Raw genomic sequence first — 23,492 nt, 5'->3', positions numbered from 1 at the left:
GCTATGAAAAAGATACTTTTTTACATTCTCATAAGCACCCTTTCGGTCAGTTGTGTAAAATATGATGCACTACCTTTTACAGGAAAGGTGTTACCACGCCGTTCAGGATATATCAATGAGGTTACCAACGACTGGATATACTACAACTTACGTACAGGCGAGGTATTTAATGCCTACCAAGTGAATGCCGACATCATAGAAGGAGGACAGAAAAATCGTTTGGACTGGGATTTAGCTTTCTGTGGTAACAAACTGCGCACCAATAGTGGCACCAGTGGCAATGGACATGGAGGGGTAGCCGATATGGGCTTCCAAGGGTACGATCGCTGGAAGAGTGTCTCACAAATACCCCACGATATAGAATGGGTAGTGGATACTAATAACATATCTATTACCATGTCTCGGCGTGAGTGGGTGAGCTATACGGTTGCCAATAATATCACAGGTATTCCATGGTTTGATCCTAATCGAGGTCCTCAGCAAACGACCACTACTGCTAATCCATTATTGAACAAGGCTTTAGTATTCTCAGGTCCACCTCCCTCCTACGAACCTTCATTTCATACTTATATCATACGTACCGCTGATGGGACTCACTATTTCAAGTTGCAAATCGTTAGTTGGTATGATGAAAGCATCGAGATAGGTGATAGTGGTGGACGTATCAGCTATTACTGCGAGGAATTGCACTAATTTTAAAATTAATTAAAAAAGACAACCCTTTTTTACGAAAACTTTATCAGTTGTTTCCAAGTACGTTATAAAAGTTTTTCCGTACCTTTGCCCAAATATACTGATATGTTACTCATTTACACTGAAAAGAAAAGCCCCCGTTTTATGTACATCTGTGAGCATATCTTTATAAATATGCTGGGGCTCTCTATAGAAATTACCACCGATTTAGAGACTTTCGTTAAATCCGACGAGAGTAAACTTTCCTATGCTAAATCACCTATTGGAAGTGAATTCTTCATCAAGAATTTTGGATTACTTTTTCAAAAAGGTGTCCAACCTATAGAACTTTTAATGGAAGAATGGGAAGGTATCCCTTATTTCTTTGCTACCAAAAAGGGTTCGCTGCCCTTTGACATCCTTTCAGCTTCTTTCTTTTTACTTACACGTTATGAGGAATATCTGCATCATGAAAAGAACCCAACACAGCCTTTTACAGCTACAAATAGTATAGGTTATCAATACCATTTCTTAGAGATTCCCATTGTAGATATATGGGTGAGCCGTCTCAAGAAAGCTCTGCAAGAGAAATATCCTAACCTTGAATTTGCATCTGGTGAAGGAGCTACTATCTCCGTCATAGAAGTCGCCAAGGCTTTCAAATACAAGCATAAAGGAATCTTACGTACACTCTTAAGAGGAATTGCTTACTTTTTTACCTTACAATGGACGCCCTTACGCCAACTTATTAGGATTGTAATAGGCAAGAGAAAAGACCCTTACGATTTCTATGAAGCACTCATCGCTTATTTTGAAGAAAAGAAACTACATCCTACTTTCTTTTTCCTTTTAGGTGACTATAATTACTATGATCAAGGACTTTCCTACAATAATGTAAAATATAAATATCTTATAAAACATGTTGCTGACTACGCTATCGTCTCTGTATTAGGCTCTTATGATGCTATTTTCCATCAGGAAATTCTTTCTAAAGAACGAGAACGCATGATTAATATCATCAACCGTCCTGTACGTCGTTTTCGTTCCAATAATAACCTACTCCCCCTACCTGAACTTTACCGTAACTTAGCTGACTCAGAATTCAAGGAGGATTATACTATGTGTTACCCTACACATCTTGGTTTTCGTTCAGGTACCTGTACCCCTTATATTTTCTATGATATACGATTGGAAGTACAGATTCCTATATTGGTACATACCTGTGTACTCCATTGGCAACAGATAGACAAACAATGTCCTAAAGAGATGTTCTATAAAATAGAGAAAATAAAGCAACAAACCCAAGAACTTGGTGGAAATTTTGTTTCTATTTTTTCCCCTGAATATCTTTCTAAGGCTCCCAATCGTTTTTCCATATATAAAACCATACAAGAATACTGATACAATAATCTACATTTATAATTATCAAACACTTACATAACCCTATTTCTTATTCAAATATAAATGAATACTTTATACAAAAAATTTAAAGAATGTAAAGGCGTTGCTACTGATACTCGCAAGGATTTAACCGATATGCTCTTCTTTTGCCTTCAAGGAGAACGTTTTAATGGTAATGAGTTTGTTCCTATAGCGATAGAAAAAGGTGCCAGATATGTAGTTACCAATGACAAAAAATGGAGTTATCTTCCACAAGCCATCTTAGTGGAGGATACTCTTAAAACATTACAAGAATTAGCACTCTATCATCGCCACTATTTGGCAACACCTATTATTGCTCTTACAGGAAGTAATGGGAAAACGACTACAAAGGAGTTGATATATAGTGTACTGAATCAGTCCTTCCGTACCCTAAAAACAGAAGGTAATTTCAATAATCATCTAGGAGTCCCCCTCACTCTATTACGGCTCACTCCTGAAACTGATATAGCTATAGTAGAGATGGGGGCTAACCATCCTGGAGAAATAGCACAACTCTGCCGAATTGCTGAACCTGATTTTGGCTATATCACCAACTTTGGACGTGCCCATTTAGAGGGTTTTGGTTCTTTTGAAGGAGTTATCCAAGCCAAAAGTGAACTATATAATTATTTAAAAAAAGATAATAAACGCATTTTCTTTTGCCAAGATAATGAGATTCAGGTTCGTTTGCTGAATGGTTATTCAAACACTTACTCTTTTTCTATGGAAGGAAATAAGAAAGCTAACCTACAACTCTCTCTTTATAAGGAAAGCCTATTGGTAAAACTTCACTGGGAGGAGTCTAATATTCAAACCCATCTTATAGGCAAATATAATGCTATGAATGTAGCAGCAGCCATCTGTATAGGTAATTACTTTAAACTTACTAAGGAAGCCATTATTCATGGTATTGAAGGATATATCCCCACTAATAATCGTTCTCAGTTTGTAGAAAAGGCTCATGGCAACAAAATACTTATGGATGCCTATAATGCTAACCCAAGCAGTATGCACGCTGCCATAGAAGCTTTCAAAGAAATTCCTTCTGCTAATAAGATACTTATTTTAGGAGATATGAAGGAATTAGGAGATTATAGTCCCGCCGAACATCAGCAATTGGTAAATGACATAGCTCTTTATCCATGGGAAGCTGTACTTCTGGTAGGAGAGAATTTCTGGAATACACAAACTAATTTTCTCAAATTCCATACCTTAGAGGAAGTGAATGCTTATTTAGCACAACAACATTTTGTTAATACTTTTTTTCTTGTTAAGGGTTCCCGCTCTATGACTATGGAAAGAATAGAAATCTAACCTTATGAAGATACTGCTCTTATCTGATACTCATAGCTACATAGATAAAGCTATCTTAGAACATGTCCGCTGGGCAGACGAGGTATGGCATGCTGGTGATTTTGGTTCCGTTATTGTTGCCGAGCAAATCCAGACCTTAAAACCCTTGCGGGGCGTATATGGAAATATTGATAGTACTGAAATACGCAGCCTCTTCCCCGAAAAACAACTTTTTGAGTGTGAAGGTATGAAAGTGCTTATGATCCACATTGGAGGATATCCTACTCATTATGCTAAAGGAATTCCTGAACTTCTGAAGGAGGAGAAACCAAATATCTTCATTTGTGGACATTCCCATATTCTTAAAGTCATTTACGATAAGAAATACCAACTCCTACACCTTAATCCAGGAGCCGTTGGTAAGTATGGAGCACAGAAAAGCCGTACTATGCTTCGCTTTGAGATTTCTCAAGGGAACATCTCCCAAATGGAAATTGTAGAATACCCTCTGAAATGAGCATGAGAAAGAAAAGAACAAAAATAAATTAAGAGAGTTTTGCAAAAAAGATTTTTTCAATCTCAAAAAAAGATGTAACTTTGCACTTTGAAATAAAAGTTAAAAACTACTCTTATTGAGTAGTGACAGATCATTCACTTTTAACTATCATAAGGTTATGAGTTTAGAGTCAAAAATAATGGAAGCCCTTAAGGAGGCAATGAAAGCAAAGGATACCATTGCATTGGATTCCTTACGCGCTATAAAAGCGGCTATATTGCTTGCTAAAACAGAAGCTAAAGCAGGAGATACGATCTCTGAAGATGAAGAAATAAAGCTCTTACAACGCTTGGTGAAACAACGTAAAGAGAGTGCAGACCTCTATCAGAAGCAAGGAAGAGAAGATTTAGCAGCTCCTGAACTTGCCCAAGCGGAAATTATCTCCAAATTCCTGCCTGAACAACTCTCTGAGGAGAAAGTAGAGGCGCTTATTAAAGAAATTGTTGCCCGTGTAGGAGCTTCAAGCATGAAAGATATGGGAAAAGTCATGGGAGAAGCAAGCAAAGAGCTTTCGGGCAAAGCTGATGGTAAGCTTATCGCTTCCATAGTAAAGAAAGTATTATCATAATTATATTGTTTTACAAAAAGGCCGCGTAGTTCAACTGGATAGAATATCAGATTTCGGCTCTGAGGGTTGGGGGTTCGAAGCCTCTCGCGGTCACAAAGGCTGTTCAACGGCAAGGTTGGATAGTCTTTTTATTTTAAAAAAATTATGCTACGGAACTATTCTCCCTATACTCTTATTATCCTTTCTTTCCTCTCACTAATATTTGTTGGCACTATCCTTCTAATGATGCCTTTCACTCATATCAGTGATAAAGGATTCACTTTCATTGAAGCTCTCTTTACAGCTACTTCTGCAGTAACAGTAACGGGGCTTACCATTTGTGATGTACATAGTACCTTCTCTACCTATGGGGAAGTTATAGTATTATTGCTTATTCAATTAGGTGGTTTAGGAATCCTAACTCTCTCCTCTGTAATTATCCTATTGATATCCAAAAAAATCAGTTTTTACACCAAGCGCTTAGTATCTGAAGGACTTAACCATGAAGCAAAAATAGACCTCTATTTACATATCAAAAAAGTAGTTTTTGTAGTTCTCCTTATAGAAGCTATAGGAGCTGTATTGCTTTTTTTTGTTTTTATAAAAGAATTTCCCTGGCATAAGGCTCTCTTTTATGGAATCTTCCATTCAGTATCTGCTTTTTGTAATGCTGGTATCTCTCTTTTCCCTCATAATTTAGAAGGCTATACTTTTCATATTTATATGAATATTATTATAGCACTATTAATTATCCTTGGAGGATTAGGATTCACCTCTATTATAGAACTTTTTGAATATGTAACAGGGAAAAGAAGAAAAATAAGTGTCAATTCTAAATTTTCTATGCTTATTACTCTTATTCTTCTTGGGGTAGGTACTTTCTTATTTTTCATTCTAGAATACCATTATACAGGAGAGTTGACAAATGAGTCCTTTGGAGGCAGAATTCTAATAAGTTTTTTCCACTCGGCTACCTTACGAACAGCCGGATTCAATACTATTCCTATAGAGGGAATTTCAGGAGCTACTGCTATTCTTTGTATTGTATTTATGTTCATTGGAGCCTCCCCAAATTCAACAGGAAGTGGAATAAAAACAACTACCTTCGGTATTCTATGCTTGGGAGTACGTGCTTCCTTGCTTAACAGACGATACATAGAATACTCCAAAAGAAGAATCTCTTGGCAGTTATTCAATAAGGCATCCACCTTAGTTTTTATCGCTTTCTTATACATACTTACGATGGCTATTCTTATGATCAGTTTTGATTCAGATAAAGATACTATAAAAATACTTTTTGAGATAATGTCAGCTTTTTCAACCTGTGGCCTTTCTATGGGGGTTACACACTCATTGAGCCTCAGCTCTCAAATTATTTTGCTCATCACCATGTTCTTAGGTAGGGTAGGACCCCTTACCATAGCTTTAGCCTTTTCTCGTGAACGAGACAAAGGAAATTACAGATATCCCAAAGAAAATATACTAATTGGATAACATTATGAAAAATTTTTTAGTAATAGGTTTAGGAGAATTTGGTAAGTCAGTAGCCAAAACACTCTATAAGAACAAATCCACTGTATTGGCTATTGATTCCAATGAAGAACTCATCAAGCAAGCTCTTAATGAAGGCATTATAGATGAAGCCGTAATTCTTGATGCTACCGATGAAGTTGCTCTGAAAAATGTAGTAAAAGATGACTTTGATATGGCTTTCATAAGTGTAGGAGATAATATACAGGCAAGTATCCTCATCACCTTACATTTGAAAGAATTGGGGCTGAGAGAAATTATTTGTAAGGCTGTAAACCATACACAAGGAAGAGTATTAGAAAAAATTGGAGCTACACAAGTGGTATTTCCAGAAGAGTCCATGGGAGAAAAAATTGCCTATTCTATATTACACCCTACTATCATTGATTACTTTAAGTTCTCTGAGGATTATTTTATCTATGAAGTAAAAATTCCAAAAAGTTATATAGGAAAATCTCTTATGGAACTAAACCTACGCCACAAATATGAGATAAATATATTGGCTATTAAACACTCTGATGGGAAAATGAATGTAACCCCTGATCCAAATGTACAACTGGATAAGGAAGACCTGCTTATCGTGCTTGCTCGGGAGAATACCATAGGGAAAGTAGTGTAATCTATCATATTATTTCTTAGATCCAGACACCTGATCTTCAGAAAAATGGAATAGAGCTTTCTTAACTTCCCCTTTTACAGAAATATATTCCTCTATCACATAATAATACTTACCCGTAGCGTTGTCTTTTATTAGGATAACTCGCCAATCGCTGGGTGTAGTACTATTCAAGCATACTATATAATCAGTAAGTTTAAGTATTTCCTTAGCATATTTTTGGGTAACTATTTTAATAGGAGTCTCTAAATTCTCTATCAAAGAAAAATGTGATTGATGAGTAATCTTATCTTCCATGAATGAAGAGAAATTATTTAATCGCTCAGAATCCTGTGCTTTTTCCCTATCCCTACTAAGATTCCCTGTACTTTTAATAAGGCGAATCACTCCAGTAGGCGAAAAATAGATATAATAATTACCTAAACTTTTGTTCAATAATTTATTATCCTTACATTCCCCATTTTGTGTAAGACGATAGACAAATATATTGAGATAATGATTTCCCACCTTCTTATAGGTTCCTGTAGTGGAAGTAAAGCAGTCATTTCCACAAGGGGCATAATAGGAGCTATGAAATGTATTGTTATTCTTGAATTCCACATAGTAACCTGCAGATTTTCCTTTAGGCATTTCACTCAGTTCATATACATCCACTTCTTCCTCACTATTCCCAATAAGATGATCAATCTTCCAACGTTCACCTATAATATTTTGAGAGAATCCCAGTGTGAAAGTACAGAAAGCAAAAACAAAAGTCAACCTTTTCATAAATTAAAAATCTAAATATCCACATTATACAAAAGTTGTACAGAACGAAAATTTGCTATGGAAAAGAAACTTTGTTCCACACGTAATATATAGTCCTTTATCAAAGATAATGCCACTTTAGGAGGTATTTTTAAGAGAATGTGTTTAATATATTCATTACGAATACGGGATATAGAAGGGAATTCTGCTCCTAAGACTTCTATTTCATACAGAGAAAGCCCTCCTCTCAAGGAATCAGCAAACCATTGCCCTGCTTGGTTAATTCGCTCAAATTCCTTGTGCTTAAGAGCAATGCGGATTAAGCGGTAGAAGGGTGGATAGTGAAAATCATATCGCTCCTCGAGCTGCTGAGTAATCATTTTTTGATAATCTCCCTCCTTTACTTGCTGCAATATTTCTTGAAAGGGATTATAAGTTTGAATCAGTACTTTCCCTTGAAATTCTCTTCTTCCTGCACGCCCTGCAATATGAGAAAGAAGCTCAAAGCATCGTTCTTTGGCACGGAAATCAGGTTGATACAAAAATAGGTCTGCATTCATAATTCCTACCAAACCCACTTCAGGAAAGTCCAATCCCTTACTTACCATTTGTGTTCCTATGAGTATATCTGTTTCTCTGTGCTCAAACCTATGTATAATTTTCTCAAAGCCATACTTCCCCTTAGTAGTATCCATATCCATACGGTCAATCCGAGCTTTAGGAAAAAATTGTAATAATTCCTCCTCTACTTTTTCCGTTCCTAATCCTTTTGTTCTTAATGAATTACATGTTCCACAAGCAGGACAACTCACAGGTTTGGCAATGGTATAACCACAGTAATGACAACACAGTTGATTTTGAAGTTGATGATAGGTTAGAGAGACATCACAATTAGGACATTGAGGAATAACATCACAAATATCACATTGCAGATAAGGAGAATAGCCTCGCCTATTTTGTAATAAAATTATCTGCTTATGTAGTATAAGATTTTCCTCAATAGCTTGTAAAAGGGCATCAGAAAAGTGTCCTTGCATTTCCTTTTTTTTAGTCTTTTCTTTTAAATCTACCAGTTCCACAAGGGGTGGTAACTCTCCCAAGAAGCGCTCTAACAATTGCACAAATCCATATTTTCCTATTTGAACATTATAATAGCTCTCTGCAGAGGGAGTGGCTGAACCTAAAAGTGTTTTTGCCCCATGTAAATGAGAGAGCATAAGGGCAGTATCACGTACCTGAAAACGCGGAGATATTTCTGTTTGTTTATAGGAAGGGTCATGTTCCTCATCTACAATAATGAGTCCTAAACGCTTAAAAGGCAAGCATACCGCCGCTCTTACCCCAAGAACAAATTGTGCTTTTTTCTTTTGAGCAAGTACGTTATTCCATACCTCTACCCGCTCGTGAGCAGAATATTTATTATGATATACACTCATACTATCTCCAAAGAAGTGTTCCAAGCGATTCATCAGTTGTACACTGAGCCCCACCTCTGGCACCAAATAGAGTACTTCTTTTCCTTGGGCAAGGGTTTGTTCAATAAGTTTGCTATATAGCAATGTTTTCCCAGAGGACGCTACCCCTTGAAGTAGCACCGTATTTTTTTCTCGGAATTGTTGTTCAATTTCAGCAAAAGCCTTTTTCTGAGCAAGGCTTAAATCCAAAACTTCACTATCAGATGCAAAAGAAACCCTATCTATGACATCAGTATAGACCTCTAAAACACCTAAACTCACTAATTTCTTAAGTACAGTAGCACTCACCTCTGCCTTCTGTAAAAGAAGCTCAGGAGTAATAAGTGTTTCTTTCTGAGAGCGTAAGGTAACAAATGCCCATAGGAGCTTTTGCTGTGCTCTGGATTTAAGAGAATCGCCTTCTAACAGAGCATTCAAGACTTCCTTCTTCTGATACTTTTGAGTAAGACGAAGATATTTTTTGAGTTTTGGTTGATATTTTTCAAAAATTTTTTCACTAAGGCGAATAATTCCTTTCTCTAAGAGAGACTTAAGTACTCCTATAGGATTTTTCTTTTGGAGTATCTTTCCTACTTCCTTTGCGGTGAGAGAAGAAGCATGCTCCAGTGCCTCATATACAAGAAATTCATCATCTGAAAGAGATTGTGTCGCAACAAGCTGTTCTGTTTTCTCTATAATAGTCTCACTCTCCAAGAGCAAGGATGAGGGCATCCCCATCTTCAGGACCTCTCCAAAAGTACTTAGGTAATAGGCACTTATCCATGAGAATAACTGTAGTTGTCTTTGAGAGAGTATAGGAGCCTCATCTAAGATAAATTCAATAGATTTAGTGGGATAAGCTGGTGTATTCTGGTGTATTTTGAGGGCAATTCCCGTATAGATTTTAGACTTTCCGAAAGGTACCACTACCCTCATTCCCGCTTGAAGGAAAGAAGCTTGTTCCTCATTAACCTCATAGGTAAAAGCCTGCCGAAGAGGCAAGGGAAGAGCAACATCTATATAGTACATAAGTTAGGTCTTAAGCTTGCTTCTCATTCCAATAGTAGCTATCTGGATAAATACGCTGTCCAAAGATGGCTGTCCCCACCCGAACAATGGTAGCTCCCTCAGCGATAGCAATTTCGAAATCTCCACTCATGCCCATAGAAAGTTCTTTAGGTTGTACATCTGGGAGATTTAAAGTAATTATCTGCTGTTGGATATTCTTAAGTAACTGGAAACATTTACGCACTTTTTCCTGCTCAGCACTGAAAAGTCCAATGGTCATCAGCCCTCTGATATGTAAGGTGGGGAATTGAGCTACTTGCTTCACCAGTTCCAAAACATTTTCTGGAGCTACTCCAAATTTGCTTTCTTCTGCGGAGGTATTCACCTGGATAAAAACATCCATTTGCTTACCTATCTGAGAAAGTTTTTGATGGAGCTTCTCTGCTAAATCATAACGATCAAGGGATTCTACACAACTAACCTCATACTTGAGGATATCCTTTATCTTATTAGTCTGCAGATGACCTATAAAATGGTTAATATGAGGGACTGATTTTAGAGCTTCATACTTTTCTTTGAGTTCCTGTACTTTATTTTCAGCAATAAGAGTATAACCTGCAGCAAAAGCCTGCCTAATACGTTCAGGGGTTACTGTTTTGGTAGCCAAAAGGAGTTTTACTTCCTTGGGATCTCTACCAGCTGTCTCACAAGCTTTGTTAATGCGTTCTTGTACTTGTTGTATGTTTTTCTCTATGGTATCCATTTCTATTAAATATTTATAAGAGGCAAAGGTACAACAATAAAAAGCAAAAGTCAAATTTTTTTCCAAGATATTCATTATCAGTATCTACTAAATACTTTATTCAATTAAAATAAGTTTCTATTTTTCAGTTATAATAGATTTAAGTAATGGCTCATTACAAGCAACAAAATAATTAACTAATAATTAATAGTTGATATTTGATAATTAACAAATTAGAAAGGTTTAAGTGGTAAAAAGGATGTATATTTGCGGCAAATCTGTCATCATTTAAAATCACAAAGAACTTATGATTAATAGCATACACATAGAAGGATTCAAATCTATCAAAAAGATAGCACTCCCTCTAAATCCTATCAATACACTTATAGGAGCCAATGGTGCTGGAAAATCAAATTTTATTTCTTTTTTCAAGTTCTTAAACAATCTTTACGAGAAACGTTTAGGAAACTATTCACGAAGGAAAGGAGCTGAGAATCTATTATACTTTGGTAGCAAAACCACACAACACATCTATCTTAAGATAGAATTCAGCCATACCAATGCCTACGAATGTCAGTTATCTCCCACCTCTGATGGTACTCTTTTTATTGATTATGAAAACATCTTTTTCAATAATGAAAGAAAAAATCTAAGTACAAATAGCAGAGAGAGTGTACTAAAAGATAGACAACAAGATATAGCTCAATATGTAGGTGGTTATATGCGAGCATTTAAGAATTATCACTTCCATGATACTAGTGAAAATGCCCCTTTGCGAAAGTCTTCTTTACTTACCGACAATCTTTCTCTGCGAGATGATGGTGGCAATTTGCCTTCTTTCTTGTATTACCTGCAGGAGAAACATCCTTTCCACTTTGAACAGATAGAAGCGGTTATAAAAACAGTAGCTCCTTATTTTGAAAGGTTTGACCTACATCCTGATAGGTTAAATGATAGCATTATCCAGCTGGAATGGAGAGCACAGCAATCCCCTGATATTCCTTTCAACAGTACTCATTTCTCTGATGGAACTTTACGATTTGTTGCTTTAGCCACCTTACTTATGCAACCTGAACTCCCTAAGGTGATTATCATTGATGAACCTGAATTAGGCTTGCATCCTTTTGCTATCAATGTGCTTGCTGGACTTATCCGGAAAGCTTCCGTTAAGAGTCAGGTTATTATCTCAACACAATCCGTACCTTTAGTTTCCAATTTTAAGGTGGAAGATATTATTACTGTAGATAGGAATGTAAACCAATCTGTCTTCAACAGATTGAACACTCATGAACTCTCCTACTGGATAAAGGATTTCTCTTTAGGCGAACTCTGGGAGAAAAACATTATTAACGGACAACCTTACTGATTATGAAAAGAATCCATTGTATTGTAGAGGGACAAACTGAATTGAGTGTCTTCAAAAATATTCTGTCCCCTTATATTCTTTCAAAAACAGGTAGTTACATTTCTTTCAGTACCCTAAAATACACCGGTGGAGGTATTACCAACTATTCAAAATTATTTATTGAACTAAGAAATCATCTAAGAGATAAAGAAAAAATACTTACCACTTTCTTTGATTATTATGGTATTTTAGAAAGTCATAATTTTCCTAACTATCAGGAAGCTAAACAAAGACAATCCAGTCCTACAAAGGGAGTGGAACTTATAGAACAAGGAATCAAAGATGACCTAAGAAATAAAGGAATTGAGGTAAAAAATTTTATTCCTTACATTCAGTTACATGAATTTGAGGCTTTACTCTTTTCTTCTATTAAGGGTTTTCACCTGTTCAACAATCCTTCTATTGTAGAGGATATAAGCCGTATTATTACACGCTATGATAACCCTGAAGATATAAATGATAGCCCCCATACAGCTCCTTCCAAACGCATTATTGCTATTTTTGAAAAATATGGTTTAAAATATGAAAAAATCATTGATGGAAATAGCATTGCCACCAAAATAGGAATAGAACCTCTTATGGAGAAATGTCCTCGTTTCAGAAATTGGATACATCTCCTAATTAATAAAATTTTAGAGAATTCCTAATCAAATATTTCTTTTTCAGGATAAAAACTCATTACAGGGTCACTCTGCCAGAATTTCTTGGTATCAATATCCATAAGGGTGAGTCGCCCTGTAGCGCCTGCGCCTGTGTCAAGGTTCCATATATGGTGACGGCACATAGGTTGGTCTGTGCCATAGAGGAGCGTGGGAGTATGTCCTATATAGATTTCCCTATACAACGACAATCTTTTGGGATAATAGGGATCGGTAGGAGGCAGGTCTTCAGGGGTAGCAAGGGCTAACTCCCAAAGCGTTCTATCCCAATAGAAGTTCTCTGTGAAAAACTCATGTGCCACACCCCCTCGGTCGGTAAAGCCTGCATGTAGGAAGAGTCTGTTTTGTCCGTCTAAAAGGTAGTTCCGAAGAGATTGAAGGAAGCGAATATGTACCTCTTTCTCCTCCTTAGAGTAGTGCTTATAAGCCTCTTCGGTAGCCTTGCCCCCATGAGAACGCCAAAGATCAGACATAGGTTTGCCTAAGAGAAAATCGCAGCATAAGGCATCGTGATTCCCTCTTAGATAAATCACTTGGTGAGTCTGTTGTAGGGCAATAAGTTTGTCCAAGACCTCAGGGGTGTGCTTGCCCCTATCGGCATAGTCCCCTAAGAAAATTAGTAGGTCATCGGGAGTAACTTGTGCTCGCTCCAAGACCTCAAGCAGCGCCGCGTAAGCGCCATGTATGTCCCCTATAACAAGTGTTCTCATAAAGATAGTGAATAGCGAAAAGTGAATAGTGAATAATGAACTAATTGGTGAATGATATTCCTTTGCTCTTACATAAGTCCTTCACCTGTTCGGACATAAGAATAGCCGTGCCGTCAATGGTTTTTAGATTAGGCACCTGAGAGATATCCTTCTCGGTAAGTGATTTGATGTCAAACACATCGTCCTCTCCGTCCCAAAAAGGTATCAACTGTGCATATATTTCATTGCCTCCATCAAAATACAGTTCAGTAACCAAAGCAGCCAAGGAGACGGGAATGGGCAAATCCATAAACCATTTCTTTACCTCAGGAATGACTTCAAAGTAATAGTCCTCTGGGTCTATGTCTCGCTTGGTATAGTTTTCACAGAAATCATATACATCAAACTTGGGTTTTAGCACCTCTTGGACATACATCAGCTCCTGTACAACTGCCAATTTAAAATTAAAGCTCTTGAACTGCGCACATTTTTCTTCTGTCAAAGGGAGAACCCACTTGTTGGGATCTTTTTCCTTACTTGAAGGAACTTCGTTAGGGATATAGCTCACCTCGTAATCACGAAAAGGCATCGCCTCTTGTGCTACGCGCTTTACTATCGCTTTCTTAGAAAGGTCTTCAAGATCATCACTTAACCTTTCGGTATAGAGACAACTCACATTCCAACTTTCTAACGCTATATCAAGGCCAAACGAATCCATACTTTGCTCTTTGGAGATATAGGACAAAGGAGATTTCCCCGCTATGGTAAAGTTCCCTGTAAAAAGTCCCTTAGGACGCAGCGCAAAATAATCAAAGGTTACTGTACGTTGCCAATCCTTATCTTCCGCTACCCTACAAGCAAGTGTGGCTAGGGTGCCATCCTTTTTCTCAAAGGCATAGATACCTAAGCTATCCCATAAGTACATAGCACTGTAAGGAGAATCTTCATCTGTTATGGGAGTTATCCGAGGTTTGCCCAAGGCTTCTGTAAGGCGAGACAGGGAAAACTCTAACAGGAGTTCGTTATTGATGAGCAGCCCTGAGTTGCTGACATCTATAGCTATTTATTTTTTTATTATTGACCCTAAAAAAATCTTTATACTCATGAAATTTAGAAACGACTTACATTATTTGACCTTCACCCAAAAATATTCGTTTTCTTTAGTAAAAAAGACATGCCATTGTCCATTGATTTTAAAGGCTTTTAGTGTGGATAGGCTATTTTCGCTTGAAATCTCCTCCACAGGGAAATACTGGTATAACAAAGAGCTTTTCCCCTTCAGGGCGTGTGTATCTTTGTCAAGGCGCTGCATCTTGAGCCCGCTGAAAAAGCTATCATAATACTCATAAAAAGCCACAACAGACTCTTCGTCCTGCTCCATAATTCGGTTGTCATAGAAATTATCTGACGAAGATACACTATGCTTTTGGGAAGGAGAGGCAATAGAGTAGAAGTCAAAAGTATCATTAGCATCCATATCTCCATAATACTGCTTTTTTCCCCAGCTTAGATAAGTAGTTCCCCACTCAAATTGCTTTCCTAAAAGGGTCTTTTCAAGTAGCTTGGTAGCATTGCACTTTAGGAAGTAGACTCCCTTTTCTGTTTTCAACTGAAATACAAAGTCATCTGTCGCTCCTATGGCAATATGTTGTCTGCGGTGCTCTAACTGCTTAGGATTGTCCAGTAAAGGATTGAGGAGTATCTTCCCCTCTATCTTACCTGTTTTAGTATCGAGCGTCATCACTTGATACTCCTTTGAGTCCTCTTTTTGAATAAGCATATACATACATTCAGCAGTGGTATAAGATTCGACAATCTTATATTCGATCTCTTGATAAGAGGCTTTACGATAAGACCTGTTAGGCTCAGGAACTACATCAGCAGAGGCTATCTGCTGGTAGAAGAGAGAATCATTTACCCTTTTAGGAACATATTTTGCCCAAACAAAATGACTATTGAGTGTATATAGTGTATCATTTTGAGCATAAAAAGTCTCAAAATCAGTAGCATCAGGCTGCTCTTTTGAATAGATATGTCCTCGTTCTACTTTGTCATTTTGGGTATCAAACACCAAGAGTTCTTGTCCTGAATAATACTGAGGTTCTTTGTCAAGGCTATATACTTTCTGAGTCTCTTTGTCCAAAGCATAGAGCCTATACCTGTCAATAGATTCCTGAAAAGTTTCTATATGAGCAGGTAGGTTTTTGACCGAGGGAAAGGAGTAGTTTTGGAACTGTTGCCACCATTTCCGCCAATCTTCTTGGGTAGGCTTCTTGGGTAAGAAAACAATACCTCCTAGAAGATAACTTAGTGAGCTTAACTTTTCTTGGGCTAACTGACTCATTAGCTCTTGTTCCTTATATTCCTCGGAACCTCCGACCATTTTCCCATCCTTATCCACTCCGTCCCAATGCATTATTCCTATGGTAGTTACTTTTTGTTTGCTAGACAAAGCTTCTATCCACTGGGGGATATCCCGAAAGTCATCTCTATTATTAATCTCTTGATAGTAGATAGGGATTCCTTTTTTGATTTTCTCCATAGGGGATAAGGGCAGTTCTTCAGGATAAGAGAGGGTTATTTTCTTGCCTTGCTTATCGGTATAGAAGGCTTTCTTAGTATAATAGACATCAGGCGCATTAGGAATCGGGAGTATCTCAAAAGAAATAGGGATATCGTACTTGTAGGTAATTTTGTAACCAAAGAGAGGAATCAACAAGATATGAGAAGTCCCCAACCTCTTAGCATCCAAGGGGCTGAGCTTAAGGAAATAGGCGCTATCCTCAAGAAGATATACATTACCTTTCTCTAATACAAAGAGTGCTTTTCGGATATTGCCATAGAGGTTAATCGTACGATAATCCTCCTTGAACTCACCTGTAACCACGCTACCTTGTGCTAAAGCCGTACAGCTGAAGAAAAAAGTCAATATTATATATCTTATCATTGTTCTTATAATTGAGTTAATAAACTTTTATTATTGTTATAGTTTTTGTATATTTTTGAATAGGTGAGACAGTGTCTCACTTATTTGAGCATGGGGCAAAGATAATGAAAATTCCCCTAACCTCATAAGGGAGTTAGGGGAATTTTTAGAGGAGAGGAAAGATTACTTTCTTATAAAAACTTCTTAGCTTCGTTGGCAATAGCGGCAATAAGCTCGTTACTAACTCTATTGCTTAGTTGGCGGGTATGAATAAGAATACGTTTGTTATCTTTGCTAAAATGCAAATTGTACCAATATTTTTCGCCTACTTTTATTGGTTCTCCTTCCCATTGTACATCAAAGATCTGCTGCATATCGAATTTATATCTTTTGGGGTAATGCCCAGCCGCTACAATCACAATAGGAAACTCTTTGAAAAAAGGCAACGCAAAGAGGGGCTTACGTTCTTCTATAGACTGTTTTCTAAGGGCTTCTATCTCGTTATCCTTGTAACTTTCTTTGGTAGGATAATCGCTAAGCTCAGTGATGAAGAACTCCTTTTGGAAATTGATTTTCTCAAGTTTTTCTCCTTGTAAAAATAGCTGTTCGTAGAGTTTTTCGTAGTTTAAATAGGTACGACTAGTTCCTCCTTTTTTGCTTTTATCCCAACTATTATATTGATTGCCGTAAGCATACAATGGATTTTCATCGGAGATAGGGCGCTCCCCATCATAGTTAGGCACTTCCCCTGTGGAGAGGATATGCTCCCATTGTGCTACATTGCTCTGGAGAAGTTCCTTTTTTTTCTTCTCCAAATGGTCTGCAAGGTCTTCCTTAGCCACATGTGCCGCTTCTTTACCTATTACCAATACTTTCCCATTAGGGTTTCCATACCCTACAAATAGGTTGTTTTCTTTGCAGTATTGTACTACTTGCTTGAATTTCTCTGTGTACATATAATTTAAATCTTTTAAAATATTACATTCTTTTCTAATGATGTGCTTAGGTATTCCATTTCGATAATAAACTGTCTCCCACGAACCATTTTCAAAATAAGTACGAACATATTTCTGTATTTCATTACCTTTCTTATCATACAGTGTACAAGAAAAGACATTTTCATCATATTTATCAGATCCTAAAAAGTCATCAGGTTCTTTTTGGTACTCAATATCTTTATAAATAATCACACTTTTTTCACCATCTTCACTGATGGTAGTGCGTTCTATTTTCCCTTCAGAAGATTTGTAAGAGACTGTTCTCCAAATATAGGGTTCTGATTTCTCTTCATCATAAGAGTCGCCGTCTATTGTTTTAATATTTCCTCCCCAATTTCGGGTATATTGTATAAGTTTCCCTTTTTTATCATATTCCCATTCTTCAGTATCACCACAGAGATCTCTTACTCTACTGCGGAGAGCACCATCCTCATAATAAACAAACTTTCGGCTATTTACTATCTTATCAAACATAGAACAGTTCCACTGCACCAATCTTTCTTCTGTATCATATTCAAAGGTAAAAAGAACCTTTTTGAAAGAATAGGTATCTAAAACAAGTGATGTCATAAGACCTCGCTTGTCATAATTTTCCACTCGTCTAAAAAAACTGAAGTTCAGGAATTTATGATAAGACATATTAGATATTTCTTTTGGAAGAGATGGAGAACGAGGGCTACAACGAATCACATGTACCATATAATCTATCGTTTCCCCAAAACAGAAAGGCGAATGAATCTGATCTACACTCAAGAATTTTCCTACCTCAACCGTATTATCTTCTGTCTTTATGGCTTGGTATTCCTTGTAACTTATTTCAACCGTTTTGCCTGCAAAGAATTTGTTGGCTGGTATCTTTTCTATATAAAGAGAAGTGTCTTTTTTAGTTAACATATAATTTTGTTTTTAGTTATTTTATCGACTATTTCTTATCAAAGAAGAGGAGGTTACTTCAGGAGCAACCTCCTAAGTTGTTTTTAGCTACGTTTGTTCCAAGTAGAACCTCCGTTTTTGGAATAGTACAAACCTTTATCAGTTTGAGCTAAAATCTCATCTCCAGAGACTACTAAATCTTGAAATGTATAGCTACCTGAATAGCGGGTATTCCAAGTAGAACCATTGTTCTTAGAATACTCGATTTTCTTCGCATTGCTAGGACAAATGCGAACCACTTCGTTTTTGAAAGTTACCATTAAACTCATAATTACAGTTTTTAGTATATGCCTACTCTATATGGTTTTCGGCTTCCCCAATTAATTCTTTTCCAAGTCTGAGAATTTTCCTGCTTCCCATCGTAAATAAATACTCCTCAAAGTATTTTGGTTATAGTGCTTTGATAAAACAAATTCTGCCATTCCTGCAGTAGGTAGATGCCCCTGCTCATCCCATTCAGAGATATTATAGTATTCAGGTCGGTAGAGAAACAAAATAACATCGGCATTTTCTTCAATGCTAATATCTTTAAAATCACAAAGCTGAGGACGTTTATGTTTTGTAGGATATTCCAATCTGCGTGAAACCTGAGCTAAAGCAACAATAGGAATATTTAATTTTCGGGCGAGTTCTTTTAATTGCTGAGAAATAACAACCTCTGTTTGTTTTTTGTTTTCTATTAATTGCAAATAATCAATAACAATTAATCTAATATCGTGCTCAATAAAAAGTTTTTCTGCTTTTTTACAGATATTATCTACGGAGAGATGTTGAGTATCATCTACATATATAGGAGCATCCTCAAGTTTGTCTATATAAGTATTGAATATTTTTCTTTCTTGATCATCTAATATGTCTGTACGCAGTTTATCTGTTGTTAAAGATGTTTGCTGAGAAACAAAGCGTGTTAGTAATTGTAAAGAACTCATTTCTAAAGAAAATAAAGCTACGGGTATATTCCTTTCTACAGCTATATGATGTAACATAGACAATGCAAAAGCAGTCTTTCCCATAGCAGGACGTGCTCCAATAACCATAAATTTTCCTCTTTCCCATCCTAAAATTAGAGCGTCAAGTTCTCTAAAACCTGTAGAAATCACATTGACCTCGTCTCTCTTAAAGTCTAATCTATTAGATAATTTTTTTATTGCTAAATAACTTCCTTCCATTTGATAATATTTTTAAAATAAATATGCGGGCATCCCATTTTGCTTAGCTCGAAGCCCGACCAAAGGCAAGTGTAAAGCAAAAGGAACGCCCGCAATACGCAAGCGCTTCCACTTTACTTTCCTACACTTTTTAATATTGGTCGTATTTCGAGCTAGAAAATAAAAGCGAAACGTTATTATATATTATCTATTTCTGTACTGTCAGTTTTTCGTATAAATTTTATTAATTTGCTGACAAAGATACGAAATTATTTTTATACTAACGCCCTTTTGCTGTATTTTTTATTTTTACAGTCAATCGTATTTAGAATACATCAGTCTTCTAATACCCTGTATTCTTTCCTGACTATATAGCTGGGTTTTCCTCCTTTATAAAAAAGGGTTTCCCACTCTCCATTACTGAAGTAAGTACGTACAAATTTCCATTCTTTCCCTCTATATCGTTCAGATATAAAACTAAAAAAGATATTCTCATCATATATGTCATAAGAACCCATTCTTCTAAAATATTGACTCCCTAAGGAATCAGGCTCTTCTGAGTATTCAATATCTTTGCAAATAACGATTTCTTTCTCCCCATTATCATCTATTCTGGTACGTTCTATTTTGTCCTCAAAATATTTGTAGTATATGGTTCCTACTCGCACAAAACCTTGATAATGCTTGTAATCAAAAATATCTTTTTGAATTACCCTACCTTGTTCATTGAAAAAAAGAACATCCTTTGATCCATCACGATAATACTGGATTTCTTGTTTGTAAATAATCTCATCTTTATAAAAATTGATAAACAACTTAGAAATACACCAATTATCACCCTCATCTTCTGGATCAAATATATCACGACAAGGATAATTAGACTGTATCTTATTGTCTTTCTCATCATACAGAAAAGACACGCCATCTTGAAGTTTATTGTCTTTATACCATCTTATCTCTCTTAGTTTTCCTTTTGAATTATAGGTATATTCAAATCTATCAACTATTGTCCCTTTTTCTTTATAAGCTATCATATTCCCTTTTTCATCATATAACCATTCTTGCGTACTATCTGAGGCCAGTGTGTCAACTATTCTTTTAAGCTGTGCATTCTCACTGTATAGGAACTGGCGCGTACAAGGGACTTGACCTGAGATGGTAGCTGTCCATTGTGAGAGTTGGCTGTTCTGATGGTACTTAAAACTAATAAGAATATTCTCTACTTCATAGCTTGTTACAAGCCCCTTATCATTATAAGTAGTTATCAGACGCTTAAATTGATAAAAACGGGGAATCTCTTCAGAGAGCTTTAAAAAATCTGTTCCTTCTACAAGAAAACCTTCTTTTTTCATCTCTTCTATCATTTTACGATATTCTTCAATGAGAGTAAAGATAGGTTCAGGTGAGACCTCTGTATAATTGTTAAACTTACCTAAACAAACATTACCATTCTCATCTGTTGCAATGTCGTATTCCTTGTAGGAGGTTACTACTTTTTTAGCTGCAAAAGAGGTGTTAGGTTTCATTACAGGTATGTAAGGTATTGAGGCTGTAGTGAATCTTAATCCTTCGTCTTTTAATTTCATCGTTGTATGTTTTTTAGTGAGTGCCTACTCTGAAAAGTTTTCGGCTTCCCTTGTTCCTTTAGATTTCGGGGCAAAAGTACACACTATAAACGCAACAACTTGTCGTTTTAGAAAAAATCGTATTTTTGTGCAAAAAAAATGACTACTGTAGCTATTTTCCTTAGACACCAGTTTATTATCCAACAATTACGGATTTATGGTGCTTTGTCTTATACTAAAATAAAAAATAATTATGAAGATAGATTTGGTGATACCTTTGAACTACGTACATTGCAGCGAGATATCAAGGACATTGAGTGTATCTATAAGATAAAAATCAAATATTCCAAATCTGATGAAGTCTATAGAATTGTAGAAGAAGGAGATGCTTCTGTAGAGGATTTGCTAGAAGCCTTCGATGTATTTCAAGCTTTTCAAGAACATGAAGACAGTTATCGGTATGTAGTGTTTGACCCTCGTCAATCATCAGGCACTCAACATCTTAGTTTCCTGATCAGAGCCATTATACAACAGAAACGAATTGAGTTCCGTTACCAAAAGCGTTATCCCCCTAAGGAGGTATTAACTCGTACTATAGACCCCTATCTGCTTAAAGAGTCCCAGCGCAGGTGGTATCTGTTAGGAATGGATATCCAAAAGGAACAATGGCGGATTTTCGCTCTTGACTGTATGGAAGACCTCGAAGAAAAAGGACGTGGAGCGCATGATAGGGAAAAGGCAAAGCAAGCACAAACATTCTTTGATGATAGTTTCAGTTCGTGGGTAGGAGACGGACAACTAAAAGCCGAAAAAGTTATCCTTTCCTTTAGGAGAAACGAAAAGGATTCGTTTTTTACACCGAATCCTGCCGAATACCTTAGAGCCATGCCTTTGCATCGCTCTCAGGTATTTATCAAAGATACCTCTGAGGAGATTGTTCTCTCGCTACAGATCAAGATTACTCCCGACTTTGTCAAGGAGATTCTCTCCTATGGGGCGCATGTGAAGGTGGTAGCCCCTGAGCACTTGGCCGAGCGGGTCAAAAGTGAGATAAAAAACGCGCTAGTACTCTATGATAATTGAATAAAAATTCGTGACTTTGCTGCCTTTTTATTAGGGTCTTTCTGCGTAAAAACTTATTTGCAAGGAGCGAATTGTCCCGCATATAGGAGGGCGAATTGCCTCTCATACTCTGCTTTCGCGGACTTTGCCCCTACAACTGCTCACGCTAATTTTTCGCAAACTATTTCTGATTAACTATAGTATCTTTCGTTGAAATTATCATTTTTGTATGTTTTGAATAGGTGAGACAGTGTCTCACTTATTTGAGCATGGGGCAAAGATAATGAAAATTCCCCTAACCTTGTAAGGGAGTTAGGGGAATTTTCAAGTTTATTGGCTATTGCTATATAAGTCTGTTTGGAGTATAATTTTAGTTCTTATTATACCCAAAATTTCGTGTAAGTAAAACCTCCTTCCACCAAGTCTCTCTACTTATGATAAGCTCATCTTTTATAGTACTTTTGAAAATATCCAAGATAGAATATCTGAAATACTGCTTTATATGGTCAAAAGATAGTTCTTTCAATTCTTTATTCCCTCCATTTCCTGTTTTCGCATAATCCTCCCATCTTCCTAAAAGCATTCTTTCTCCATAGGCGGAGCCCACATACATTTTCCCATTAGAGGTATCAGTAATCAGATAAACTCCTTTTTGGTTTTGTAGAGCAGTCTTCCATGAATCTTTTGCCAATACACGTGATAAATCGCTCCAAGACAGATTTACACTATCATAACCTGGAAAAATATCATTGTCAAAAATATCGGGCAATATCTCATATACTTCACATTCGTCAATTAAAGGTATGGCATGACGTGCCAGATTTTGAGAAGTATTTTTATACTTAACGATCAATCTTCCGAAGTATTTTCTATACTCTGAAAGCTCCTCATGTTCATAACCAACTCCATTGAAAACATTCAGATCCCTAGTAACTTTTCCTATATAGAAGAGTAACCACAAATCATCTTTGATACGAATAAAACCAATGGTAGTTTGTCCTTCTTTGAAGATTTTTTGTTTTGAATAGTTCCAGTATTGTCCTTCCAAGAGGGTTTTCATGTCGCTATTTTTAAAAATCTCAATAGGATTCCAGTTTCCTGAAAACATCAGATTGAATTTGATTTTAGTGTTTTTCAATTCTTCCTGACTAAAATTTAAAATGTCATTTAATTTGATACTCATAATTATATTATATTTAAAATATCGCCTGCTCTGAAAGGTTTTCGGCTTCCCCTATTTGTTTTTTTAGATAAAAGGCACCAGGCATCCCGTTTTGCTTAGCTCGAAGCCCAACCAAAGGCAAGAGGAAGACGACTGACAAAAATACGAAATTATTTTTATACTAATGCCCTTTTGCCTTGCAATTTTTAACCTATCTCTACGTCAAAGAAACCACTTGTAAAGGTAATAGCTCCTGAGCACTTAACCGAGCAGATTAAATGTTGTAAGTTCCGTTAGTAAGTTAAATTTTTGGGTATAGATTTCGAGTAAGGTTTTGTTGTTCTGAATATTGCCCCCG

The 23,492-nt window shown here is 36.6% G+C and carries 21 protein-coding genes and 1 tRNA gene; 11 read left to right on the top strand and 11 right to left on the bottom strand.

What is annotated here, in order from left to right:
* Positions 1 to 3: 3 nt before the first annotated feature.
* From VJJ03_RS10670 to VJJ03_RS10635, 8 genes are all read left to right on the top strand, one after another.
* Positions 4 to 693, top strand: coding sequence for an HmuY family protein (locus VJJ03_RS10670; RefSeq protein ID WP_009401230.1), 690 nt, complete (start codon positions 4 to 6; stop codon positions 691 to 693).
* Between the two features lie 105 nt (positions 694 to 798).
* Positions 799 to 2,073, top strand: a complete 1,275-nt coding sequence (locus tag VJJ03_RS10665) for a polysaccharide deacetylase family protein (RefSeq protein WP_323975541.1) — start codon at positions 799 to 801, stop codon at positions 2,071 to 2,073.
* A gap of 63 nt (positions 2,074 to 2,136) precedes the next feature.
* The gene (locus VJJ03_RS10660) at positions 2,137 to 3,408 is read left to right on the top strand and encodes a UDP-N-acetylmuramoyl-tripeptide--D-alanyl-D-alanine ligase (protein WP_009401232.1); all 1,272 of its coding nucleotides are present in this window, start codon (positions 2,137 to 2,139) and stop codon (positions 3,406 to 3,408) included.
* 4 nt (positions 3,409 to 3,412) lie between these two features.
* Positions 3,413 to 3,904: a metallophosphoesterase family protein gene (locus tag VJJ03_RS10655; RefSeq protein ID WP_009401233.1), complete on the top strand. Its 492-nt coding sequence runs from the start codon at positions 3,413 to 3,415 to the stop codon at positions 3,902 to 3,904.
* Positions 3,905 to 4,061: 157 nt separating this feature from the next.
* The gene (locus tag VJJ03_RS10650) at positions 4,062 to 4,511 is read left to right on the top strand and encodes a GatB/YqeY domain-containing protein (protein ID WP_323975539.1); all 450 of its coding nucleotides are present in this window, start codon (positions 4,062 to 4,064) and stop codon (positions 4,509 to 4,511) included.
* 19 nt (positions 4,512 to 4,530) lie between these two features.
* Positions 4,531 to 4,604 (top strand) — tRNA-Arg (locus VJJ03_RS10645).
* A gap of 51 nt (positions 4,605 to 4,655) precedes the next feature.
* Positions 4,656 to 5,984, top strand: coding sequence for a TrkH family potassium uptake protein (locus tag VJJ03_RS10640; protein WP_009401235.1), 1,329 nt, complete (start codon positions 4,656 to 4,658; stop codon positions 5,982 to 5,984).
* Between the two features lie 4 nt (positions 5,985 to 5,988).
* Positions 5,989 to 6,639 (top strand): potassium channel family protein, encoded by a 651-nt coding sequence (locus tag VJJ03_RS10635; RefSeq protein WP_040358114.1) that lies wholly within the window; start codon positions 5,989 to 5,991, stop codon positions 6,637 to 6,639.
* 9 nt (positions 6,640 to 6,648) lie between these two features.
* Here VJJ03_RS10635 and VJJ03_RS10630 read toward each other — a convergent pair whose 3' ends face one another.
* From VJJ03_RS10630 to VJJ03_RS10620, 3 genes are read right to left on the bottom strand one after another with little or no spacing between them, the layout of a single operon-like run.
* Positions 6,649 to 7,404, bottom strand: coding sequence for a lipocalin family protein (locus VJJ03_RS10630; RefSeq protein WP_009401237.1), 756 nt, complete (start codon positions 7,402 to 7,404; stop codon positions 6,649 to 6,651).
* A gap of 11 nt (positions 7,405 to 7,415) precedes the next feature.
* On the bottom strand, positions 7,416 to 9,866 hold the full coding sequence (gene priA, locus VJJ03_RS10625) for a replication restart helicase PriA (protein ID WP_323975537.1): 2,451 nt from the start codon (positions 9,864 to 9,866) through the stop codon (positions 7,416 to 7,418).
* 10 nt (positions 9,867 to 9,876) lie between these two features.
* Positions 9,877 to 10,608 (bottom strand): YggS family pyridoxal phosphate-dependent enzyme, encoded by a 732-nt coding sequence (locus VJJ03_RS10620; RefSeq protein ID WP_040358116.1) that lies wholly within the window; start codon positions 10,606 to 10,608, stop codon positions 9,877 to 9,879.
* Positions 10,609 to 10,894: 286 nt separating this feature from the next.
* Between VJJ03_RS10620 and VJJ03_RS10615 the strand changes: the two genes are divergently transcribed.
* Positions 10,895 to 11,953 (top strand): AAA family ATPase, encoded by a 1,059-nt coding sequence (locus VJJ03_RS10615; protein ID WP_009401240.1) that lies wholly within the window; start codon positions 10,895 to 10,897, stop codon positions 11,951 to 11,953.
* 2 nt (positions 11,954 to 11,955) lie between these two features.
* Complete coding sequence (locus tag VJJ03_RS10610) at positions 11,956 to 12,639, top strand: DUF4276 family protein (RefSeq protein WP_009401241.1); 684 nt, start codon at positions 11,956 to 11,958, stop codon at positions 12,637 to 12,639.
* Here the strand turns inward: VJJ03_RS10610 and VJJ03_RS10605 are convergent.
* From VJJ03_RS10605 to VJJ03_RS10575, 7 genes are all read right to left on the bottom strand, one after another.
* Positions 12,636 to 13,361 (bottom strand): metallophosphoesterase family protein, encoded by a 726-nt coding sequence (locus VJJ03_RS10605; protein ID WP_323975533.1) that lies wholly within the window; start codon positions 13,359 to 13,361, stop codon positions 12,636 to 12,638. The genes VJJ03_RS10610 and VJJ03_RS10605 overlap by 4 nt on opposite strands.
* 40 nt (positions 13,362 to 13,401) lie before the next feature.
* A complete protein-coding gene (locus VJJ03_RS10600) occupies positions 13,402 to 14,265 on the bottom strand; it encodes a DUF6892 domain-containing protein (protein WP_323975531.1) in 864 nt (287 codons plus the stop codon).
* Positions 14,266 to 14,466: 201 nt separating this feature from the next.
* Positions 14,467 to 16,287, bottom strand: coding sequence for a hypothetical protein (locus tag VJJ03_RS10595; protein WP_323975529.1), 1,821 nt, complete (start codon positions 16,285 to 16,287; stop codon positions 14,467 to 14,469).
* A 170-nt stretch (positions 16,288 to 16,457) separates the two neighbouring features.
* Positions 16,458 to 18,158: a hypothetical protein gene (locus VJJ03_RS10590; protein WP_323975527.1), complete on the bottom strand. Its 1,701-nt coding sequence runs from the start codon at positions 18,156 to 18,158 to the stop codon at positions 16,458 to 16,460.
* 83 nt (positions 18,159 to 18,241) lie between these two features.
* Entirely contained in the window at positions 18,242 to 18,466 is a 225-nt protein-coding gene (locus VJJ03_RS10585; protein ID WP_323975525.1) for a hypothetical protein, read from the bottom strand.
* Positions 18,467 to 18,517: 51 nt separating this feature from the next.
* Positions 18,518 to 19,366, bottom strand: coding sequence for a DnaB-like helicase C-terminal domain-containing protein (locus VJJ03_RS10580; RefSeq protein WP_323975524.1), 849 nt, complete (start codon positions 19,364 to 19,366; stop codon positions 18,518 to 18,520).
* Between the two features lie 314 nt (positions 19,367 to 19,680).
* The gene (locus tag VJJ03_RS10575) at positions 19,681 to 20,931 is read right to left on the bottom strand and encodes a hypothetical protein (protein ID WP_323975522.1); all 1,251 of its coding nucleotides are present in this window, start codon (positions 20,929 to 20,931) and stop codon (positions 19,681 to 19,683) included.
* Positions 20,932 to 21,069: 138 nt separating this feature from the next.
* Between VJJ03_RS10575 and VJJ03_RS10570 the strand changes: the two genes are divergently transcribed.
* Positions 21,070 to 21,993 carry a WYL domain-containing protein gene (locus VJJ03_RS10570; RefSeq protein WP_323975521.1) on the top strand — a complete coding sequence of 308 codons (924 nt, stop codon included), beginning with the start codon at positions 21,070 to 21,072 and terminating at the stop codon, positions 21,991 to 21,993.
* Positions 21,994 to 22,342: 349 nt separating this feature from the next.
* Here VJJ03_RS10570 and VJJ03_RS10565 read toward each other — a convergent pair whose 3' ends face one another.
* Complete coding sequence (locus VJJ03_RS10565; protein ID WP_323975519.1) at positions 22,343 to 23,155, bottom strand: GIY-YIG nuclease family protein; 813 nt, start codon at positions 23,153 to 23,155, stop codon at positions 22,343 to 22,345.
* Between the last annotated feature and the right edge of the window lie 337 nt (positions 23,156 to 23,492).

Source organism: Capnocytophaga sp. G2 (assembly GCF_035282625.1).
Classification (GTDB): Bacteria; Bacteroidota; Bacteroidia; order Flavobacteriales; family Flavobacteriaceae; genus Capnocytophaga.
This window is presented reverse-complemented; position numbering and strand designations above follow the sequence as displayed.

Coding starts and splice junctions, on each gene's coding strand:
- VJJ03_RS10670 (WP_009401230.1), top strand. CDS start 4: ATGAAAAAGATACTTTTTTACATTCTCATAAGCACCCTTTCGGTCAGT.
- VJJ03_RS10665 (WP_323975541.1), top strand. CDS start 799: ATGTTACTCATTTACACTGAAAAGAAAAGCCCCCGTTTTATGTACATC.
- VJJ03_RS10660 (WP_009401232.1), top strand. CDS start 2,137: ATGAATACTTTATACAAAAAATTTAAAGAATGTAAAGGCGTTGCTACT.
- VJJ03_RS10655 (WP_009401233.1), top strand. CDS start 3,413: ATGAAGATACTGCTCTTATCTGATACTCATAGCTACATAGATAAAGCT.
- VJJ03_RS10650 (WP_323975539.1), top strand. CDS start 4,062: ATGAGTTTAGAGTCAAAAATAATGGAAGCCCTTAAGGAGGCAATGAAA.
- VJJ03_RS10640 (WP_009401235.1), top strand. CDS start 4,656: ATGCTACGGAACTATTCTCCCTATACTCTTATTATCCTTTCTTTCCTC.
- VJJ03_RS10635 (WP_040358114.1), top strand. CDS start 5,989: ATGAAAAATTTTTTAGTAATAGGTTTAGGAGAATTTGGTAAGTCAGTA.
- VJJ03_RS10630 (WP_009401237.1), bottom strand. CDS start 7,404: ATGAAAAGGTTGACTTTTGTTTTTGCTTTCTGTACTTTCACACTGGGA.
- priA (WP_323975537.1), bottom strand. CDS start 9,866: ATGTACTATATAGATGTTGCTCTTCCCTTGCCTCTTCGGCAGGCTTTT.
- VJJ03_RS10620 (WP_040358116.1), bottom strand. CDS start 10,608: ATGGATACCATAGAGAAAAACATACAACAAGTACAAGAACGCATTAAC.
- VJJ03_RS10615 (WP_009401240.1), top strand. CDS start 10,895: ATGATTAATAGCATACACATAGAAGGATTCAAATCTATCAAAAAGATA.
- VJJ03_RS10610 (WP_009401241.1), top strand. CDS start 11,956: ATGAAAAGAATCCATTGTATTGTAGAGGGACAAACTGAATTGAGTGTC.
- VJJ03_RS10605 (WP_323975533.1), bottom strand. CDS start 13,361: ATGAGAACACTTGTTATAGGGGACATACATGGCGCTTACGCGGCGCTG.
- VJJ03_RS10600 (WP_323975531.1), bottom strand. CDS start 14,265: ATGTACTTATGGGATAGCTTAGGTATCTATGCCTTTGAGAAAAAGGAT.
- VJJ03_RS10595 (WP_323975529.1), bottom strand. CDS start 16,287: ATGATAAGATATATAATATTGACTTTTTTCTTCAGCTGTACGGCTTTA.
- VJJ03_RS10590 (WP_323975527.1), bottom strand. CDS start 18,158: ATGTTAACTAAAAAAGACACTTCTCTTTATATAGAAAAGATACCAGCC.
- VJJ03_RS10585 (WP_323975525.1), bottom strand. CDS start 18,466: ATGAGTTTAATGGTAACTTTCAAAAACGAAGTGGTTCGCATTTGTCCT.
- VJJ03_RS10580 (WP_323975524.1), bottom strand. CDS start 19,366: ATGGAAGGAAGTTATTTAGCAATAAAAAAATTATCTAATAGATTAGAC.
- VJJ03_RS10575 (WP_323975522.1), bottom strand. CDS start 20,931: ATGAAATTAAAAGACGAAGGATTAAGATTCACTACAGCCTCAATACCT.
- VJJ03_RS10570 (WP_323975521.1), top strand. CDS start 21,070: ATGACTACTGTAGCTATTTTCCTTAGACACCAGTTTATTATCCAACAA.
- VJJ03_RS10565 (WP_323975519.1), bottom strand. CDS start 23,155: ATGAGTATCAAATTAAATGACATTTTAAATTTTAGTCAGGAAGAATTG.